Here is an 18,647-nt window from a genome sequence, read left to right on the forward strand (position 1 = left end):
CCTGTGGTTATTCATTGACTGACAAAGGTTAAGGTTCTCCATGCATAAATATATTCTCGCACGTTCGGTTGGCCTTGCCCTGCTGGCAGGTGGTCTGCTGGCAGCTTGTGGCGAACAGGGCGGTGCCCAGCAAGGGCCGGGTGACATGCCACCCGCCGCCGTGGATGTGGTGACCCTGCACACGGCACCGCTGCAACTCACCTCTGAGCTGACAGGTCGCAGCGCGCCGCTGCGGGTTGCCGAGGTGCGTCCCCAGGTGAGTGGCATCATTCTCAAGCGTCTGTTTACCGAAGGCAGCGACGTCAAGGCCGGGCAACTGCTCTATCAGATCGATCCCGCGGTTTATCAGGCCAACGTGGCCAGTGCCAAGGCCAATCTGGCCAAGGCGCAGGCCAACGAGCAGAGCGCTCGCCTCAAGGCCAAGCGTTATGCCGAACTGGTGAAGGTGAAAGCCATCAGCAGCCAGGAGTATGACGACGCCGATGCCGCCTGGAAGCAGCAACTGGCCGAGATAGGCGCAGCCAAGGCGGCCTTGCAGAGTGCCAACATCAATCTGGCCTATACCCGCATCACGGCCCCCATCAGCGGTCGCATCGGCAAGTCTGCGGTGACCGAGGGTGCCTTGGTGACAGCCCAGCAGGCTGACAGCCTTACCTCCATCCAGCAGCTCGATCCCATGTATGTGGATGTGCGTCAGTCCACCGCCGACCTGCTGCGCCTCAAGCGCCAGATCGCCGATGGCAAGCTCGTTCAGGACGAGAACAAGGGCGCCAAGGTGCGCTTCCAGCTGGAAGATGGCAGCAGCTACAGCGAAGAGGGCTCATTGCAGTTCTCCGACGTGACCGTGGATGAGACCACCGGCATGGTGACTCTTCGGGTGATAGTGCCGAACCCTCATCAACTGTTGCTGCCCGGCATGTTCATGCGCGCCACTCTGCAAGAGGGCGAGCGTGCAAAAGGGCTGCTGGTGCCGCAAACAGCCGTGACCCGCACCCCCAAGGGGGGCGCTACCGTCATGGTGGTGACGGCGGACAACAAGGTCGAGCTGCGCGAGGTGCAGGTGAGCCGCATCGTTGGCAGTGACTGGGTGGTGGAATCCGGTCTCAAGACGGGTGAGCGGGTGATCGTCGCCGGTCTGCAAAAGGTACAACCCGGGGCTGTCGTCGCGCCCACTGAACAGGCGGCCACCGCGCCGTCTGAACAGACCCCGGCCAACAAGTAGGATGGAGTAGTCGCCTCATGGCACGATTTTTCATAGACAGACCCATTTTCGCCTGGGTAATTGCCCTGGTGATCATGCTGGCAGGGAGCCTGGCCATCATAGGCCTGCCGATCGCCCAGTATCCCAGCATTGCACCGCCCGCCGTGGGCATATCTGCAAGCTATCCGGGAGCTTCTGCCAAGACGGTAGAAGACTCTGTGACCCAGATCATCGAGCAGAACATGACGGGGCTGGATCACCTGCTCTATATGTCTTCTCAATCTGATTCCTCCGGCAATGTGTCGGTGACCCTCACCTTCCAGGCGGGGACAGATCCCGATATCGCCCAGGTGCAGGTGCAGAACAAGCTGCAGCAGGCGATGTCGCTGTTGCCGCAAGAGGTTCAGCAGCAGGGGATCCGGGTTCAGAAGACCTCCAGCAGCTTCCTGATGGTGGCGGCCTTCATCTCCGGTGACGGCAGCATGAACAACGATGACCTGGCCGACTATGTGGTGGCCAACATCAAGGAGCCGCTGAGCCGTCTGGACGGGGTAGGGGACATCACACTGTTCGGCAGCCAGTACTCCATGCGTGTCTGGCTCGATCCGAACAAGCTCACCCGGGTACAGATGACCCCGATTGATGTGCAGAACGCCATCAAGGCACAGAATGCCCAGGTGGCGTTTGGCAAGGTGGGGGGCACGCCCTCGGTCGAAAGTCAGCAGTTTACTGCCACCATCATGGGGCAGACCCGTCTCTCTACCGTGGAGGAGTTCAACAATATCCTGCTGCGGGTGAATCAGGACGGCTCCAAGGTACGCTTGCAGGATGTGGCCCGGGTTGAGCTGGCGGGTGAAAACTACGACGCCGATGCGCTCTACAACGGCCAGTCTACCGCGGCGGTTGCCATCAAGCTGGCGACCGGTGCCAACGCCCTCGATACTGCCGAGAAGATCCGCGGCAAGCTGGACGAGCTCTCCGCCTACTTCCCGGCCAACATGAAGGTGGTCTATCCGTACGACACTACCCCCTTCGTGCAGATCTCCATCGAGGAGGTGGTACAGACCCTGATCGAGGCGATCTTCCTGGTGTTCTGCGTCATGTATCTGTTCTTGCAGAACTTCCGTGCCACCCTGATCCCGACCATAGCCGTGCCGGTTGTATTGCTTGGGACCTTTGGCGTCATGTCGGCGTTCGGCTTCTCCATCAACACCCTGACCATGTTCGGTCTGGTGCTGGCCATAGGCCTGCTGGTGGATGATGCCATCGTGGTGGTGGAGAACGTGGAGCGGCTGATGAGCGAGGAGGATCTCTCCCCGCTGGAAGCGACCCGCAAGTCCATGACCCAGATCACCGGTGCCTTGGTGGGGATCGCCCTGGTGCTCTCAGCGGTCTTTGTGCCCATGGCCTTCTTTGGTGGTTCGACCGGTGCCATCTATCGCCAGTTCTCTCTCACCATCGTCTCGGCCATGGTGTTGTCTGTGCTGGTGGCCCTGATCCTGACGCCGGCACTGTGTGCCACCCTGCTCAAGCCCATCAAGCATGGGGAGTTCGGTGCCCAGCGTGGCTTCTTCGGCTGGTTCAACCGGGCCTTTGATTCAGGTGCCAACCGCTACCAGAGCGGTGTGCGCAAGGTGATCAAGCAGGGCGCCCGCTACAGCATCATCTATGTCGCCATGTTGGCGGTGCTGGCCGTGCTGTTTATGCGCATGCCCACCTCCTTCCTGCCGGAAGAGGATCAGGGGGTCATCATGTCCATGGTGCAACTGCCGGTCGGTGCTACCAAGCAGCGCACCGAAGTGGTACTGGCGGACATGCGCGATTACTTCCTGAAAAACGAGAAGGACAACGTCGACTCTGTGCTGACGGTGGCGGGCTTCAGCTTCGCTGGTAGCGGCCAGAACAGCGGCATGGCGTTTATCAAGCTGAAAGACTGGAAAGAGCGCAGCAGCCCGGATCGCAGCGCCAATGCCATCATAGGCCGCGCCATGGGTTATCTGTTCAGCATCAAGGAAGCCCAGGTGTTCGCCTTCAATCTGCCTCCCATTCCTGAACTGGGTACGGCCACCGGCTTTGACTTCTACCTGCAAGATCGCGCAGGACTGGGTCATGACAAGCTGATGGCGGCGCGCAACCAGTTGCTTGGCATGGCGGCGCAGGATCCCAACCTGGTGCGGGTGCGCCCGAACGGGATGGAAGACACGCCCCAGCTCGACGTCAAGATTGACTACGAGAAGGCGCTGGCTCAGGGGCTTTCCATCAGCGACATCAACAGCACACTCTCTACGGCCTGGGGCTCTTCTTACGTGAACGACTTCGTCGATCGGGGTCGGGTCAAGAAGGTCTACCTGCAGGCGGATGCCCCCTTCCGGATGAACCCGGAAGATCTCAAGCTGTGGTATGTGCGCAACAGCACAGGCCAGATGGTGCCCTTCTCCGCCTTTGCCAGCACTGAGTGGAGCTTCGGCTCGCCCCGTCTGGAACGCTATAACGGCGTCTCGGCGATGGAGATAGTGGGTGAAGCCGCGCCCGGCAAGAGTACCGGTGACGCCATGGCAGCCATCGAGCAGATGGTGAAGCAGTTGCCAGAAGGGATAGGTATCGAGTGGACCGGCCTCTCCTTGCAGGAGCGGCAAGCGGGTTCCCAGGCGCCAGCCTTGTACGCCATCTCTCTCCTGGTGGTGTTCCTCTGTCTGGCGGCGCTGTACGAGAGCTGGAGCATTCCCTTCTCCGTCATGCTGGTGGTACCGCTTGGAGTCTTGGGGGCCATATTGGCAGCGACCATGCGCGGGCTTGAGAACGACGTCTACTTCCAGGTGGGCTTGCTCACCACCATAGGGCTGTCGGCCAAGAACGCGATCCTGATCGTCGAGTTTGCCAAGGAGCTGTACGACAAGGGAATGGGCTTGGGTGAAGCCGTGGTTGAGGCTGCGCGTCTTCGTCTGCGTCCCATCCTGATGACCTCCCTCGCCTTTATCCTGGGTGTGTTGCCGCTGGTCATCAGCTCGGGTGCCGGTGCCAGCAGTCGTAACGCCATCGGTACCGGTGTGATGGGGGGGATGATCAGTGCGACCGTGCTGGCCATCTTCTTCGTGCCGCTGTTCTTCGTGCTGGTGACTCGCCACTTCACCAAGCACAATTCACAGGAAGAGCAGGCTGCGCTTGCCAAGGAGACCCATCATGACTAAGACGCTGGTCGCCTTGAGCGTGACACTGCTGCTGGGGGCCTGTTCCATGGCCCCTGACTATCAAAGACCTGAATTGCCACAAGGCGCTTCTTGGCAGAGCAATCAGACAGCAGGGGAGACGGCCATCTCCCCCTGGCAGCAACAGTTCCTCGACCCGACGCTGCAAAGGCTCATCGATACTGCACTGGAGAACAACCGGGATCTGCGGATCGCGGCTCTCAACGTCGAGGCGTATGAAGCCAGGTACCGTATTCAGCGGGCGGCGCAACTGCCGACCCTGGCAGCGAACGGCTCGGGCACCCGCCAGCAGGGATCCGACGATCTCAGCAGCACGGGGCAGGGGACTATCAGCAGCCAGTACGATGCCAATCTCGGCATCACTGCCTATGAGCTGGACCTGTTTGGCCGGATCCAGAGCCTGAAAGATCAGGCTCTGGAGACCTACCTTGCCGAGATTGAGACCCGGCGCAGCACCCAGATTGCGCTGATAGCGTCGGTGGCCAATGCCTATCTCACCTTGCTGGCGGATCAGGAGTTGCTGGCGCTGAGCGAGGCGACCTTGTCGACCGAGCAGGAGAGTTATGGCCTGACCGAGCACAAGTATCGCTTGGGCGCGGCCTCCGAGATGGAGCTTGCCCAGGGGCGTACCGCACTGGAAAGCGCCCGGGTCAGCCTGGCCCAGTACCAACGCCAGGTGAAGCAGGATCGCAATGGTCTGGCACTGCTCCTTGGCACCCAGGTTCCTGTGCTGGACAGCCAGCCAGTGACCCTGGCCGAGGTAAAACTGGCGGCGATCCCGGTGGGCGCGCCTTCGAGCTTGCTGCAACAGCGCCCGGATATTCTGGCCGCCGAGCACAGTCTGAAGGCGGCCAATGCCAATATAGGCGCGGCGCGCGCCGCCTTCTTCCCCTCCATCTCGCTCACCGCGACGGCGGGGACGGCCAGCAACCAGCTGAGCGGCCTGTTTGACGGAGGAACCGGCACCTGGTCGTTTATCCCCCAGATCAACCTGCCCATCTTCGACGGTGGGAAACGTATCGCCGATCTTGATGTGGCTGAAGTGAGTACCCGGCAGGCGGTGGCGAGCTATGAGAAGAGCATCCAGACCGCCTTCAAGGAGGTTGCGGATACCCTCGGTGCCCAGGCGGACTATCAGCAGCAGTTGCAGGCACAGCAGGCTCTGGTCGAAGCCAACCAGACCTATTTCAAGCTGGCGGAGTTCCGTTATGAGCAAGGTGTGGACAGTTACCTGACCCGACTCGATGCCCAGCGTTCGTTGTTCAGTGCCAAGCAGGGCCTGATCAGCACCCGTCTGGCCCAGCTGACCAACCAGGTGGCGCTCTACAAGGCCATAGGTGGTGGTTGGCAAGCCCCAGACACGACGACGGAGCAGCAGTAGCGATTACCTCCCACTTTGGGTTATCGTATAGCCACAGGGCGAACCATCTGGTTCGCCCTGTTTTTTTGAGCAAGATCATATGCATATGGCACCTTGATGACATAATGCGTCGTGCTTTATCGAGTTAGGACCCCTGTTTCCGATGTCCAGGTCATTGAGTAGTATGTGAATTGACGGCAGCACCGCAAAATAGCACTTGAGCTGTGTGCGAAAGACAGAGAGACCCTTTCAGGACCGTACATATTAGTGCTCGTCGCAAGACCTGGTGAGTAAAAAATTCATTTTTGCATTTAAGATCAAAGAAATAGCAACTGAACAAGCGAAAGACTAGCCGCAACGGCACTTGCCTTATATAAGCAAACTGCGGGAATGGAAAGAAAGTGAGCTGGGATGACGTCTTCCCCGGAGCATGGGAAGATCTGACGGTGCAACAGGTTGCTAAAGGCGTTAGAATCCACCGCTATTGTTGAAATGGAATAGCTCAATAAGATAGGTTCGAGAATCAACTTCTCATCGAACTGTTATTAAGCAAGTAGTTGGCAAGGATAGCTGCCGCTACGCCACAAGCTGGAGGACATGATGGCCAACAGCACACTCATTCTGGTTAAAAGCAGCGAACTGGGAGCTGTAACTCAGGGGCGGTAGCCATTGCACTTTTTCCGTTGATAGTCAGAAATCTGCCGGTCAGACATGTTTATCCTTGTCTCCACTCTCATTGTTACAAGTCGTTTTACCTTCATTTTTTTATATTCATTTCAAGAGCATACCTATGAAAATCCTTGTCACTGGTGGCGCTGGCTTTATCGGGTCGGCGGTTGTTCGTCATATTATTCGAAACACGCAGGATGCCGTGGTCAATCTCGACAAACTCACCTATGCGGGGAATCTGGAGTCCCTGGCCGACGTGGCTGCCAGTGAGCGTTATGTTTTCGAGCAGGTGGATATCTGCAACCGTGGTGAACTGGATCGGGTGTTTGCTCTGCATCAACCGGATGCCGTGATGCACTTGGCGGCCGAGAGCCATGTCGATCGTTCCATCACGGGGCCTGCCGATTTCATCGAAACCAATATTGTTGGCACCTATACGTTGCTGGAAGCGGCGCGTGCTTACTGGAACGAATTGAACGATACACGCAAAGCGGCTTTCCGCTTCCACCACATCTCCACCGATGAGGTGTATGGCGATCTGCCCCATCCAGATGAGGTGAGTGCCGGTCATCCCTTGTGGAATAAGCCACTGCCGCTCTTTACCGAAGCCACTCCTTATGCCCCCAGCAGCCCCTATTCGGCCTCCAAGGCCTCCAGCGACCATCTGGTCCGCGCCTGGCGCCGAACTTACGGCCTGCCGACCCTGGTCACCAATTGCTCCAACAACTATGGCCCCTACCACTTCCCCGAGAAGCTGATCCCTCTGGTGATCCTGAATGCGCTGGATGGCAAGCCACTGCCGGTTTATGGCAAGGGTGACCAGATCCGTGATTGGCTCTATGTGGAAGATCATGCTCGCGCGCTTTACAAGGTGGTGACCACTGGCTCGGTAGGGGAGACCTACAACATCGGCGGTCACAACGAGAAGCAGAATCTGGATGTGGTCCACACTATCTGCGATTTGCTCGACGAGATGGTCCCCAAGGCTGGTTCTTACCGCGATCAAATTACCTATGTGGCGGATCGCCCCGGTCACGATCGCCGCTATGCCATCGACGCCAGCAAGATGAGCGCCGAGCTGAACTGGCAACCGCAAGAGACCTTCGAGTCCGGCATCCGCAAGACGGTACAGTGGTACTTGGATAATCAGCAGTGGGTTAATAACGTGAAGAGCGGTGCCTATCAATCCTGGATTGAGCAGAATTACGATGGGCGTGCCTGATGCATGTCCTGTTGTTTGGTAAAAATGGCCAGGTGGGCTGGGAGCTGCACCGAGCATTGGCGCCACTAGGACATATTACAGCGGTGGATTTTGACTCCACCGATTATTGTGGTGATTTCACTAATCCTGCCGGTGTCGCCGAGACGGTACGTCTGCTCAAGCCGGATGTGATTGTCAATGCTGCCGCTTACACTGCGGTTGATAAGGCCGAGAGCGAGCGGGCACTAGCCCAATTGCTCAATGCCACCAGTGTTGCTGCGATTGCCAAAGAAGCTGAGGCACTGGGTGCTTGGTTGGTGCACTACTCCACCGACTACGTATTTGATGGCCGTGGCGAGCGCTCCTGGGTCGAGAGCGATCAGACCGCACCGCTCAACGTCTATGGTGAAACCAAGCTGGCAGGGGAACATGCAGCTGCGCTTTGCACTCGTCATCTTATCTTCCGCACCAGCTGGGTGTATGCCGCCCGTGGGGCAAACTTTGCCAGGACCATGTTGCGCTTTGGCAAAGAGCGCAGCGAAATGTCGATTATCAATGACCAGTTTGGCGCCCCGACCGGTGCAGAGTTGCTGGCCGATTGCACGGCCCATGCGATCCGTATTGCGCAGTACAAACCAGAGGTGGCGGGGCTGTATCATCTGGTCGCCTCCGGTACCACCACCTGGTTTGACTATGCCCAGCTGGTGTTTGCCAAAGCCAGAGAGGCAGGGGTTGAACTGGCGATCATGCAATTCAATGCTGTGCCGGCCAGTGAATTTCCGACGCCTGCCAAGCGGCCTCATAACTCACGCCTGGATACGAGCAAGTTCCAGCGAACATTCGGTCTGGTGCTACCAGACTGGACTGTTGGTGTCGAGCGGATGCTGGTAGAGATCCTGAGTCAATATGAGGATGGCAAGCGAGACAAGGGGATTTCGTGTCTTGTCGATAGTAATAAAGGGTAAAAGAAGTGGCGCTTGGCCACACTTTTTCATGGTTAAATAATTCAAATATAAGAAATGAAGCATTATGACCAAACGTAAAGGTATTATTCTGGCCGGTGGGTCAGGCACTCGTCTCTACCCCGTCACCATGGCAGTCAGCAAGCAGCTGCTACCCATTTATGACAAACCAATGATTTACTACCCACTCTGTACCCTGATGCTGGCGGGAATACGAGATATCTTGATAATCAGTACGCCACAAGATACCCCCCGTTTTGAACAGCTGCTGGGAGATGGCAGTCAGTGGGGGTTGAATTTGCAATACAAGGTACAACCGAGCCCGGATGGTTTGGCACAAGCGTTTATTTTGGGTGAGGAGTTTATTGGTTCAGATGCATGTGCTCTGGTCTTGGGCGATAATATATTTTACGGCCACAATTTGCAGAAACAGTTGGTGTCAGCCGCAGACACTCCCAGTGGAGCGACCGTATTTGCCTACCATGTATATGACCCAGAGCGGTATGGTGTAGTAGAGTTTGATGATGAGGGGATTGCCATTTCCCTAGAAGAAAAACCGCAAGAGCCGAAGAGCAACTATGCGGTAACGGGTCTCTATTTTTATGACAACAATGTTGTGGAGATAGCCAAGAACTTGAAGCCATCTCTTCGCGGCGAACTGGAAATTACAGACATTAATCGAATTTATCTTGAGCAAGGAAATCTGTCGGTGGCCATGATGGGTCGTGGCTATGCCTGGCTTGATACCGGTACTCACGAGAGTATGATTGAGGCGAGCAACTTTATTCAGACTATTGAAACTCGACAAGGACTAAAAGTCTCTTGTCCGGAGGAGATAGCCTACCGTCAGGGATTTATTGATGCTACTCAAGTGAGGTTATTAGCTGCGCCATTGATAAAGAATGCTTATGGTCAATACTTGATGAGGTTGGTTTCCAAGGTGAAATAACAAGTGTTTTTTAGGTTCGGTTTCACTTTTTACATTTAAGTCGGTTAGTAACTACGTTGCATATTCTGTAGATCTCCTTTTAAAGGTTTATTAGTCATCCTCAAATGAAGTATTCAAACCACTATCCTGACTTTGAACCATTTTATTATTTTATTTTTATATTCTTTTGGAGTAAAGATGCAAAACAAGAAAGTGGCCATTATTGGGCTAGGTTATGTTGGGTTGCCTTTAGCCGTAGAGTTTGGGAAATACCGTTCCGTGCTCGGATTCGATATTAACCAATCGCGCATCAATGAACTGATGAGTTTTCAGGACAGTACTCTTGAAGTCACCCCTGAAGAACTGAAACAGGCGACAAGGCTGACCTATAGCAGTGACCAGAATACCTTGAAAGATTGTGACATCTTTATCGTTACCGTCCCAACGCCTATTGATGGAGCTAACCGTCCTGATTTAACGCCATTGGTGAAAGCTAGCGAGACAGTGGCTAAGGCACTGAAGCAGGGGGCTATCGTTATCTATGAATCCACTGTCTATCCAGGTTGCACTGAGGAAATATGTGTACCTGTGCTGGAGAAGTTCTCAGGCCTTAAGTTCAATGAAGGCTTCTATTGCGGCTACAGCCCGGAGCGCATAAACCCTGGTGACAAGGTCAACACTCTGACGAAAATCAAGAAGATCACTAGTGGTTCGACTGCTGAAATTGCTGTAGAGGTAGATGCGCTTTACAACTCGATTATTTCAGCCGGCACCTTCCCTGCTACCAGTATCAAGGTTGCGGAAGCAGCAAAGGTGATCGAAAACAGTCAACGTGACCTCAATATTGCCTTCGTCAATGAACTCTCCATCATTTTTGATCGTATTGGCATCGACACCATAGAAGTATTAGAAGCCGCTGGTAGCAAATGGAATTTTCTTCCTTTCCGTCCTGGTATGGTTGGTGGCCATTGCATAGGTGTTGATCCTTATTATCTGACGCACAAGGCCGAAGAGTTGGGATATCACCCTCAGGTAATTCTTGCAGGTCGTCGCATCAACGATAACATGGCACGTTATGCTGCCAGAAATGTCATAAAGCTGATGCTGAAAAATGGTATTGATGTTGCTCGCAGTGTTGTTGGTGTGATGGGTATTACCTTCAAAGAGAACTGTCCCGATATTCGTAATAGCAAGGTAATTGACCTGATTACTGAACTGAAAAATTGGGGGTTGAATGTGGTCGTAATAGATCCTTGGGCTAATACTGACGAAGTGCAACATGAGTATGGTATTGAATTGGGTGTCATTAGCGAGCAATCTCCAGTCGATAGCCTCATTGTCGCCGTAGGTCATCAGGAGTTTCGAGAGCTCTCTCCACAACAGTTACGCAAGTTCTGTCGTACTGATCAACCTGTGCTGGCAGATATCAAGGCTCTCTATACACGGGAGGCCTGTGACAAGGCTGGGTTTACGCTTTTCCGCTTTTAATCTCCGGTTCAATTGTAGAGGCTGCCATAAGATGCCTTCTTGCAATTTTCAATGAACTATTGGAATGACTGAATACACTAAAAATTTAGCCATTAAAACTGTGATGATGTGCCATATTAGCGACTAAATTTTTCTTGTTGGTCGTTAGTGTGAGCCATGAACAGTTTTCACAATCCTGCGAGGATATGTGATGGGGCGAGTGAATGCAGTCAACCATGCGGCACTCCAGGCAAAACAAACATATAGACAAACCGAGTAAACACCCTCCGTCTGGTGTTAAACAAATAAGGTAATTATTGTGCTAATTCAAAGCTACCCTATCATCAAAGATCGCAAGATCAGAATCGCCATTGTTGGCTGTGGCCGCATTTCCAAAAACCATTTTGGTTCCATCGCCCAACATGCAGCTCACTTTGAGCTAGTTGCGATTTGCGATATCAATCCGACTACGCTCGTTGAGCACCAGCAGCAATATCAGGTCCCAGCCTATCAAAAGCTGCAAGAAATGTTGGAAAAAGAGCAGATCGATATCGTAAGCCTTTGCACCCCCAGTGGCTTGCATGCTGATCAGGCAATACTCGCTGCTGCGCATGGGGTACATGTCATTACAGAAAAACCTATGGCGACTCGTTGGCAAGATGGTCAGCAAATGGTCAAGGCATGTGACAAAGCAGGAGTGCGTCTCTTCGTTGTCAAACAGAATCGTCGTAATACCACTCTGCAACTGTTGAAGCGTGCCATCACTGAGAAGCGTTTTGGCAAGATCCATATGGTCAATATTAATGTGTTCTGGACTCGTCCCCAATCCTATTACGATGTTGGCGGTTGGCGCGGTAATTGGGAGTTTGATGGTGGTGCCTTCATGAATCAGGCGAGCCACTATGTTGATCTATTGCACTGGCTGATTGGCCCTGTCGAAAAAGTTCAGGCGATGATGACCACGACTCGGGATATTGAAGCTGAAGACACTGGTGTGCTGAACATCAAGTGGCGTCATGGTGCAGTAGGTTCTATGAGCGTTACCATGCTTACTTATCCACGTAATCTGGAAGGTAGTATTACCATCCTTGGTGAGCAGGGTACGGTGCGAATTGGCGGGCTTGCAGTCAACGAAATTCAGCAATGGCAGTTTGCTGAAGAGAAAGATTACGATGCCCAGATCAGCGAGGCAAACTATGAGACCACTTCTGTCTACGGCTTTGGGCATCCTCTTTACTACAAGAATGTAGTGGATGTTATGCGTGGCGAAGCTGAGCCAGAAACTGACGGTCGTGAGGGTTTGACCTCACTGGAACTGTTGATTGCCGCCTACCTGGCAGCCCGTGATGGCCGTCAAGTTGGTTTGCCGCTGGAGTATTAAGCATGAACTATCTGGTGCATGAAACTGCGATCGTTGATGTGGGTGCGCAGATTGGGGCTGACTCCAGAGTGTGGCATTGGGCCCATGTCTGTGCAGGGGCAAAGATTGGTGCAGGAGTTTCTCTTGGTCAAAATGTCTTCGTTGGCAATAAAGTAGTTATTGGTGATCGCTGCAAGATACAGAACAATGTTTCGGTATACGATAATGTAATTTTGGAAGAGGGGGTCTTCTGTGGTCCCAGCATGGTCTTCACCAATGTCTATAACCCAAGAGCCTTGATCGAACGCAAAGCTGAATATCGTGACACCCTTGTCAAAAAAGGAGCAACCCTGGGAGCCAACTGTACCATTGTTTGTGGTGTTACCATCGGCGAGTACGCTTTCATCGGTGCCGGGACAGTAGTGAACAAAGAGGTCAAACCCTTTGCTCTTATGGTGGGCGTACCCGCCAAGCAAATAGGTTGGATGAGTGCCTACGGTGAAAAGCTCGATCTCCCTCTTTATGGCCAGGCCACAACAGTTTGCCCTTTCACTCAAGAAACCTATGTTCTAGAGGGTGACACCCTCAGTAGATTGGAAAGATAATCATGCAATTTATTGACTTGGCTGCCCAATACCAGCATCTGAAACAGAAGATTGACCAACGAATTCAGCAAGTGCTCGAGCATGGTCATTACATCATGGGGCCTGAGGTGGCCGAATTGGAGGCCAAGCTGGCTGACTATGTCGGGGTTAAACATGTCATTACCTGTGCCAATGGTACCGATGCTCTGACACTGGCGATGATGGCGATGGGAGTTAAACCTGGCGATGCTATTTTTTGTCCAACTTTCACCTTCTTTGCTACAGCAGAGACCATCGCTTATGAAGGTGCTACCCCTGTTTTTGTAGATTCCGATCCCGATACCTTCAACATCTCACCTCAAAACTTGGAAAAGCAGATTCAACGGGTTCTCGCCGAAGGCAAGCTCAATCTCAAAGCGATTATCACTGTTGATCTCTTCGGGTTGCCTGCCAATTATCCAGAGCTGGAAATTATTGCAAAGAAATACAATATGAAACTCCTCGAAGATTCAGCTCAGGGTTTTGGCGGTGAATTGAACGGAAAACGGGCCGGTAGCTTTGGTGATATTGCAACTACCAGTTTCTTCCCAGCCAAGCCGCTGGGGTGCTATGGCGATGGTGGCGCTATCTTCACCAATAGCGATGAATATGCCGAGCTTATCAAGTCTTACCGGGTTCATGGCAAAGGAGCAGACAAATACGACAATGTTCGTATTGGTATGAACAGTCGACTTGATACTATCCAAGCGGCAATTTTATTAGAGAAACTGGCCGTCTTCCCAGAGGAGTTGATTGCTCGTAATAAAGTGGCTAAAAACTATGAGCAGGCATTGGCAGGGAAATATAAAACACCCATGGTGCCGCCTGGTTATTTAAGCTCATGGGCACAATATACCATCATTACTCAGGATCGAGACGCTACCATGGCTGAATACAAGGCCAAAGGAATACCAACCATGATCTATTACGCAACTTGTCTGCATCAGCAGAAGGCGTTTGCTTATCTTGGTTATAAAGAAGGTGATTTGCCAGTGGCTGAGAAACTATCAAAGCAAGTGGTTAGTTTGCCAATGCATCCATATATGATTTAAATATACCAGTGGTACTGGCAATTAAATTAATAAATTGTCATTAACAGAATGCTATACTCTTTGGTAAAAAACATGATTGCTCTCAATAGTCCGGTCAAGCCTGATTTGAAAAAGCTAAGCAGCTATTTGGAACAGGTGAATAGTATCGGTTGGTATACTAATTTTGGTCCTCTACACCAAAAGTTGACAGAACGTCTGGAAGAATATCTAGGTATAAAAAATCTACTGCTAATGTCCAATGGTACCTTGGCTTTGCAAGTCGCATATGAAGTTCTAGGAGTTAAATCTGCCTTAACGACACCCTTCTCTTTTGTGGCAACATCGTCCTCTGCATTATGGCAAAACATTCCACTTTCATTTTCTGACATTAATCCTAAAAGTTACAATTTGTGTTCTACGCAGGCTCAAAAGGCATTGGAAAGAAACTCAGAAATAGACACTGTTATTGCAACACATGTATATGGAAACCCCTGTGACGTTCAGGCGTTTGAGCAATTGTCTGAAAATATGGGTGTTAAAATAATCTATGATGCTGCTCATGCATTTGGAGTCAAGGTTGGAAGTGAGTCGATTTTAAATTTCGGCGATGCCAGTATATTAAGTTTTCATGCAACAAAGGTGTATCATACCGTCGAAGGCGGTGCAGTTGTATTTAAACAGCATGAGAATTATGAAAGAGCCAAAGAATTGATTAATTTTGCGATTGGTAAAAATGGCATAGATGGCATTGGTATTAATGCAAAAATGAATGAATATCAGGCTGCCGTGGGTTTGGTGTTGCTGGATGATATAGCTCTTATTTTGGAGCATCGAGAGGCCTTGTTTACTGCGTACAGGGAAGGCTTGAAGGATGTGGTGGGTCTTCCTGAATGGCATCTAGACAGCTCCTTCAATGGAGCTTACATGCCGATTTATTTAGACTCGGAGGAGAAATTGCTCCGTGTCATTGAGCACTTATCAAAGCAAGGCATTCAGAATCGGCGTTATTTTTATCCATCCTTGGATACCGTTTTTCCACAATGTGTTAACTTTGGTTGTGACAATAGTCATCAGGCTGCAGAAGGGATGATATGTTTACCACTTCACTATAACATGACTTTGAATGATATATATAGCGTTACTGCAGCGATAAGGGCTGTTATTTAATTTTATATCTATACTTTACTTATTTCATTATTACTAAGTTACAGTTTATTAAGGTTTTTTATGGCATATCTTAACAAGGAAGAGTTAGAGTATTTTGGCTTTATTTCGTATGGAGAGAATGTAAAAATATCTGATAAAGCATCTATTTATGGTGCAAATAAAATAAAAATTGGAAGTAATGTTAGAATTGATGATTACTGTGTTGTATCTGCCGGAGAGGGTGGGATCAATATTGGAAGTTATATCCATATAGCCGTATTTAGCTCATTGATAGGTGCAGGTAAGATAACAATATCAGATTACTGTAATATATCTTCCAGAGTTTCTATATATTCTAGTAATGATGATTATTCAGGCTCATTTATGACTAATCCAATGGTTCCTGAGAAATTCACTAACGTAAATCATGCTGATGTGTTTTTAGGACCGCATGTTATTGTTGGAAGTGGAAGTATTATTTTACCTGATACTATATTGGATGAGGGGGTCGCCATTGGAGCACTTTCACTGGTTAATATGAGTTGTGAATCTTTTGGTATATATGCTGGTGTTCCTATTAAAAAAATTGCAAATCGTAAACGTGATCTATTAAAAATAGAAATGCAGTTGAATAAAGAAATTTGTATAGGGTCATAAATTGTCAATTAGAAAAAATGCCATAGCTAACTATATTGGTCAGATCTATTTAGCCATACTTGGTATTGTCATCGTTCCATTTTACGTTGAGCGATTAGGTGCTGAAGGATATGGTTTGGTTGGTTTTTTTGCCTTGCTTCAGGGGTGGATGCAGCTACTAGATATGGGGATCTCCACCATGCTGGCGCGTGAGGCTTCAAGGTCTCGTTTTGATCTAGTGGAAGCTTTTCGTTTCAAGCGTTTACAACAATTAATACTTATTCTTTTCGCACTAATCGCCTGTATTGTGGCTGTATTGAGTTTTGGTGCTCGGGAGTGGTTAGCAACTAGTTGGTTGAAAACCACCCTACCAAAAGAAACTGTCATTTTTGCACTATCTTGTATCGTTATTTCTGTTTGCATCCGTTGGCAGAGTGGTCCCTTGCGTAGCACTCTGATGGGGCTTGAGCGCCAAGTTCAGCTAAATGTTGTCAATATGGTGCTGGCAACATTTCGTTTCCCTGGGTCTGTGGTTGTGTTAATCCTTACTCAGGATTCTATAGATGCTTTTTTCCAGTATCAGATAGTGATTTCATGCGTTGAATTTTTCTTACTCTGGATTATTGTCAAAAAATACATCCCCAGTAAAGAAGCGATTCCCTTGCCTGATTGGGAGTTTCTATCCTCGATAAAACCGACGCTTAAATTTTCCCTTGGTATCGCATTTACCTCAGCCGTTTGGGTACTGATCACCCAGCTGGATAAATTGCTGTTAAGTTCATTACTGCCTCTAAAAGAATATGGATATTTCACCATGGCTGTTACAGCTGCTGGCGGAATTAGTTTACTCAGTGGCCCTTTATCTCAGGCAGTCTCTCCTAGATTAGCTGCTTTGCATGCACAAAATAATAAATCTGAAATCGTAAGTGTTTATAGATCTGCATCCAGAGTGATGGCAATGATTATTGCACCTGTATCTATTTTGACAGGAACATTTTCAAGAGAAATTGTTTATATTTGGACTGGGAGTTGGGTAATTTCAGATAATGTAGCTCCCATTATGCACTGGTATGCTTGGGGGAATGGTGCATTAGCACTTACGGGCCTCTCATATTATTTACAATGTGCTTATGGAAATATCCGTTTGCATATTATTGGAAATGTCATTTTTGCACTAACTATCATTCCGGCGATTTATTTTGCAACCAAGCATTTTGGTGCCGTTGGCGCAGCTAAGGTTTGGTGTACCTCTAACTTTTTGTTCATGATTATATGGACAGGAATTGTACATAAAAAATTTATACCCAAGCAACATCTCAAGTGGATATTGAATGATGTGACTCCTTTTTTAACCATGCCGGTAGCCTTATATTATATTTATTTTTCATGTGATTTACCTCTACACTTGGAGGCCTATTCTAGGTTTCAAAGTTTGATGCTTATATCTTTATTTGGCCTGGTTTTTTTAATGATTAATGGTGCTATTTATCGCTTTCTTAAATATCGATATTGAATTTTTCATGAAAATTCGGTGGTTTAATGGATAATAAATTTATTAAAAATAACATCAAAATTGCTCATATTGCATTTGACAGCATCTTTATTGATACGGCATATCGCTCTTTCGAGCGAGCATATCCAAAATGCAATGATGTTTTTATATTTACAAAAAAAACATGGCAATTTATAAAAAACAATGATCTTTTCATAGAGAAAAGTAAATTAGAAGTGCTAAATCCTTTTTTTGCTAAATTGTTGTGGAAATATGACATTATAGTTCTGCATTCATTGGCAAACTTTATGATTCCTATAGTTCTAATGCCTAAAAGAGCAAAAATAATATGGCTAGGAATGGGATATGATTATTATAGTAGAGCATTCTCTGCTGATACTCTTGATGTGGGTCTATATCTAGATGAAACGAGGAGGGTTATTAACGACGGACTTTTACCAGGAATTAATAAATATAGTATAAAGTCACGTTTGATAAAGGTAGTGAATAAGATTTTAGGTAGTAAAATTTTATTTAGATGGGCCCTAAATAAAATTGATATTTTTTCACCTGTTTTACCCGTTGAATATAATATGGTAAAGAATAAATTCAATGTTAAATCTTTCCCTAAATATGCCCCATGGAATTATGGAAACTTAGAGAATGATTTTGTTAGAAATTTTATGGGAAAAAGAGTATCTGGCGACTGGATTTTATTAGGAAACAGTGCTGGGGCTACTAATAATCATCTAGAGGCTATAAGCCTATTATCTAAACTTGATTTAAATTCTTCAAAATATAAGATAGTTACGCCATTAAGTTATGGTGACAATAATTATGCTAAAAAAATAAAGGATTACGGCGCAGCTAATCTAGGTGAATCTTTCTGTCCAATAGAAAAATTTATGCCAATAGATGACTACATTAAATTATTACAAAAGTGTGGGTTTGTAATAATGAATCATGTCCGGCAACAAGCCATGGGGAATATCATTATAATGATGTACCTAGGAGCTAAAGTTTTTTTACGATCAGAATCGGCTATTTATACTTTCTTTAAGGGGCTAGGCGCAATAATATATTCAGTTGAGGAATTGGAGCTAAATAAAGAATTACTTAATTCAAAGCTAGAGTTAGATGAGATAATTAATAATAGAACGATATTAGCATCATATTTTTCAGAGCATGCAGACTTAATAAAAACAAAAGAACTTGTCGAATTAGCTATTAGTCACATTGATGATAATGACTTTAAATGATTTTTCCGGTTTGGGATAAAAGTTAAAATGGTCATGGAGACTATTAGGTAAAAATTATGCTATATTTTAATTATAAATTTTCATATTTTAATTTATCAGTATGGAG

Annotated in this window: 14 protein-coding genes; all 14 read left to right on the forward strand. The window is 48.9% G+C overall.

Features of this window, described 5'->3' with window-relative positions:
* Positions 1 to 40: 40 nt before the first annotated feature.
* Positions 41 to 1,222: an efflux RND transporter periplasmic adaptor subunit gene (locus ONZ54_RS07770; RefSeq protein WP_271787849.1), complete on the forward strand. Its 1,182-nt coding sequence runs from the start codon at positions 41 to 43 to the stop codon at positions 1,220 to 1,222.
* Positions 1,223 to 1,239: 17 nt separating this feature from the next.
* Positions 1,240 to 4,389 (forward strand): efflux RND transporter permease subunit, encoded by a 3,150-nt coding sequence (locus ONZ54_RS07775; RefSeq protein WP_058394241.1) that lies wholly within the window; start codon positions 1,240 to 1,242, stop codon positions 4,387 to 4,389.
* A complete protein-coding gene (locus tag ONZ54_RS07780) occupies positions 4,382 to 5,788 on the forward strand; it encodes an efflux transporter outer membrane subunit (protein ID WP_271787850.1) in 1,407 nt (468 codons plus the stop codon). The genes ONZ54_RS07775 and ONZ54_RS07780 overlap by 8 nt, the downstream gene beginning before the upstream one ends.
* 769 nt (positions 5,789 to 6,557) lie before the next feature.
* The gene (gene rfbB, locus ONZ54_RS07785; protein WP_271787851.1) at positions 6,558 to 7,658 is read left to right on the forward strand and encodes a dTDP-glucose 4,6-dehydratase; all 1,101 of its coding nucleotides are present in this window, start codon (positions 6,558 to 6,560) and stop codon (positions 7,656 to 7,658) included.
* Positions 7,658 to 8,602 carry a dTDP-4-dehydrorhamnose reductase gene (rfbD, locus tag ONZ54_RS07790; RefSeq protein WP_271787852.1) on the forward strand — a complete coding sequence of 315 codons (945 nt, stop codon included), beginning with the start codon at positions 7,658 to 7,660 and terminating at the stop codon, positions 8,600 to 8,602. The genes rfbB and rfbD overlap by 1 nt, the downstream gene beginning before the upstream one ends.
* 64 nt (positions 8,603 to 8,666) lie before the next feature.
* Positions 8,667 to 9,548: a glucose-1-phosphate thymidylyltransferase RfbA gene (gene rfbA / locus ONZ54_RS07795; RefSeq protein WP_271787853.1), complete on the forward strand. Its 882-nt coding sequence runs from the start codon at positions 8,667 to 8,669 to the stop codon at positions 9,546 to 9,548.
* A 177-nt stretch (positions 9,549 to 9,725) separates the two neighbouring features.
* Positions 9,726 to 11,015, forward strand: coding sequence for a nucleotide sugar dehydrogenase (locus ONZ54_RS07800; RefSeq protein WP_271787854.1), 1,290 nt, complete (start codon positions 9,726 to 9,728; stop codon positions 11,013 to 11,015).
* 298 nt (positions 11,016 to 11,313) lie between these two features.
* Positions 11,314 to 12,375: a Gfo/Idh/MocA family protein gene (locus tag ONZ54_RS07805; RefSeq protein ID WP_271787855.1), complete on the forward strand. Its 1,062-nt coding sequence runs from the start codon at positions 11,314 to 11,316 to the stop codon at positions 12,373 to 12,375.
* A gap of 2 nt (positions 12,376 to 12,377) precedes the next feature.
* On the forward strand, positions 12,378 to 12,959 hold the full coding sequence (locus ONZ54_RS07810; protein ID WP_265421180.1) for an acyltransferase: 582 nt from the start codon (positions 12,378 to 12,380) through the stop codon (positions 12,957 to 12,959).
* 2 nt (positions 12,960 to 12,961) lie between these two features.
* On the forward strand, positions 12,962 to 14,029 hold the full coding sequence (locus ONZ54_RS07815) for a DegT/DnrJ/EryC1/StrS family aminotransferase (protein WP_271787856.1): 1,068 nt from the start codon (positions 12,962 to 12,964) through the stop codon (positions 14,027 to 14,029).
* A 72-nt stretch (positions 14,030 to 14,101) separates the two neighbouring features.
* Positions 14,102 to 15,175 carry a DegT/DnrJ/EryC1/StrS family aminotransferase gene (locus tag ONZ54_RS07820; protein ID WP_271787857.1) on the forward strand — a complete coding sequence of 358 codons (1,074 nt, stop codon included), beginning with the start codon at positions 14,102 to 14,104 and terminating at the stop codon, positions 15,173 to 15,175.
* A gap of 60 nt (positions 15,176 to 15,235) precedes the next feature.
* Positions 15,236 to 15,811 (forward strand): acyltransferase, encoded by a 576-nt coding sequence (locus ONZ54_RS07825; RefSeq protein ID WP_271787858.1) that lies wholly within the window; start codon positions 15,236 to 15,238, stop codon positions 15,809 to 15,811.
* A gap of 1 nt (position 15,812) precedes the next feature.
* On the forward strand, positions 15,813 to 17,303 hold the full coding sequence (locus ONZ54_RS07830) for an oligosaccharide flippase family protein (RefSeq protein ID WP_271787859.1): 1,491 nt from the start codon (positions 15,813 to 15,815) through the stop codon (positions 17,301 to 17,303).
* Positions 17,304 to 17,329: 26 nt separating this feature from the next.
* Entirely contained in the window at positions 17,330 to 18,541 is a 1,212-nt protein-coding gene (locus ONZ54_RS07835; protein ID WP_271787860.1) for a TDP-N-acetylfucosamine:lipid II N-acetylfucosaminyltransferase family protein, read from the forward strand.
* Positions 18,542 to 18,647 lie beyond the last annotated feature (106 nt).

This window comes from Aeromonas salmonicida (assembly GCF_028355655.1).
GTDB lineage: Bacteria > Pseudomonadota > Gammaproteobacteria > Enterobacterales > Aeromonadaceae > Aeromonas > Aeromonas salmonicida.

Coding starts and splice junctions, on each gene's coding strand:
- rfbD (WP_271787852.1), top strand. CDS start 7,658: ATGCATGTCCTGTTGTTTGGTAAAAATGGCCAGGTGGGCTGGGAGCTG.
- ONZ54_RS07800 (WP_271787854.1), top strand. CDS start 9,726: ATGCAAAACAAGAAAGTGGCCATTATTGGGCTAGGTTATGTTGGGTTG.
- rfbB (WP_271787851.1), top strand. CDS start 6,558: ATGAAAATCCTTGTCACTGGTGGCGCTGGCTTTATCGGGTCGGCGGTT.
- ONZ54_RS07770 (WP_271787849.1), top strand. CDS start 41: ATGCATAAATATATTCTCGCACGTTCGGTTGGCCTTGCCCTGCTGGCA.
- ONZ54_RS07780 (WP_271787850.1), top strand. CDS start 4,382: ATGACTAAGACGCTGGTCGCCTTGAGCGTGACACTGCTGCTGGGGGCC.
- ONZ54_RS07775 (WP_058394241.1), top strand. CDS start 1,240: ATGGCACGATTTTTCATAGACAGACCCATTTTCGCCTGGGTAATTGCC.
- ONZ54_RS07815 (WP_271787856.1), top strand. CDS start 12,962: ATGCAATTTATTGACTTGGCTGCCCAATACCAGCATCTGAAACAGAAG.
- ONZ54_RS07825 (WP_271787858.1), top strand. CDS start 15,236: ATGGCATATCTTAACAAGGAAGAGTTAGAGTATTTTGGCTTTATTTCG.
- ONZ54_RS07820 (WP_271787857.1), top strand. CDS start 14,102: ATGATTGCTCTCAATAGTCCGGTCAAGCCTGATTTGAAAAAGCTAAGC.
- ONZ54_RS07835 (WP_271787860.1), top strand. CDS start 17,330: ATGGATAATAAATTTATTAAAAATAACATCAAAATTGCTCATATTGCA.
- ONZ54_RS07810 (WP_265421180.1), top strand. CDS start 12,378: ATGAACTATCTGGTGCATGAAACTGCGATCGTTGATGTGGGTGCGCAG.
- rfbA (WP_271787853.1), top strand. CDS start 8,667: ATGACCAAACGTAAAGGTATTATTCTGGCCGGTGGGTCAGGCACTCGT.